At 45.2% G+C, this 1,148-nt stretch carries 1 protein-coding gene; it reads right to left on the bottom strand.

The features are described 5' to 3' along the window. A partial coding sequence (locus R7Q48_RS24540; protein WP_318132709.1) for an autotransporter assembly complex family protein occupies positions 1 to 1,100 on the bottom strand: 1,100 nt, incomplete at its 3' end. Positions 1,101 to 1,148: the final 48 nt, after the last annotated feature.

Here is a 1,148-nt window from a genome sequence, read left to right as displayed (position 1 = left end):
TCGTACAAGTGACGAACGTACACGGTTTTGTGCCAACCACCGTCGGTTAACCAGTGTCTTTCTACCGCAAGGTTTGATTCCAAACTCTCAGTATCACGGTTGTCCAAATGCTTCAGACCAAATTGCAATTGATAGTATTCACGTAAGACGTCGTCTAATGGAATTTTGTAGCCGGCGGTGATGGTTTGTTCTGGTTTGGAGAGAGAAAGCGCCGTATTAAAGCTATGACCGCGTGCACTTACCCATGGTTTTTTCCATTTTAAAGTGCCGCGCACACCCGTATCGGTGGAGTAACCAATACCGGTTTCAATTTGGTTTTTCGCAGCAGGCGCTAACGAGACTTTAATCGGCAACTCGCGCCCATCTTCAAGCTTGCTTAAGTCAGGCTCAACAAACACGGAGGAGAACCAATCGGTGTTAGACAGGTTTTGGTTGTATTCACCCACATCAGAGACAAGGTAAGGTTCGCCAATTTCAAAAGGTCGCATCGACTCAACACGGTTTTCCCAGATCTGGCTTCCCGTAATTTCTACCGGACCAAAGTGATAGCGAATACCGCTGTCGTAGTGCAAACGCACATTGGCTTCATTCAATTCAGGGATCACTTCCAGCTTGTTGAGCTTAAAGTCACCATTGAAGTAGCCACGTTGCAAAGCCAGGTTACGGATCCCTGATTTAAGGCTGTCATACTCACCCTGATTTAAAATCCGCCCAACTTTTAAAGGCGATTTGGCGATGAGATTCGCGAATTCTTCATCCTCTTTCGCTTCACCGCTGATCACGACATCCATTACTTTGATCTTAACTGGTAAACCTTTGTGGATGTTAACGATCAGCTCGTCATTCCCTTCGGAAATAGAGTATGAAATTTTTGCATGATAATAGCCAAGCGCATTCAGCGCTTCGGTGATACTTTGATCCAATCGCGCCTGAAAGCGCAGCGAAGTGGAGTAATCCTTCTCTGGAATCGAAGACAGGTACGCTTTCACGTTATCTTCCAGTGCGCCATCGATGCCTTTAAGCTTTAAAGAAACATCGGCATACGCGCTCTGAGAAACAACCAACAAGCCAACAATGGTGGGGAGAGCTTTTTTTATCATGCTTTTTTAGCTGAATGAGGTTAAATAAACGTAAATAATGATAACGCA

The organism is Vibrio sp. 378, from assembly GCF_033339435.1.
This window is presented reverse-complemented; position numbering and strand designations above follow the sequence as displayed.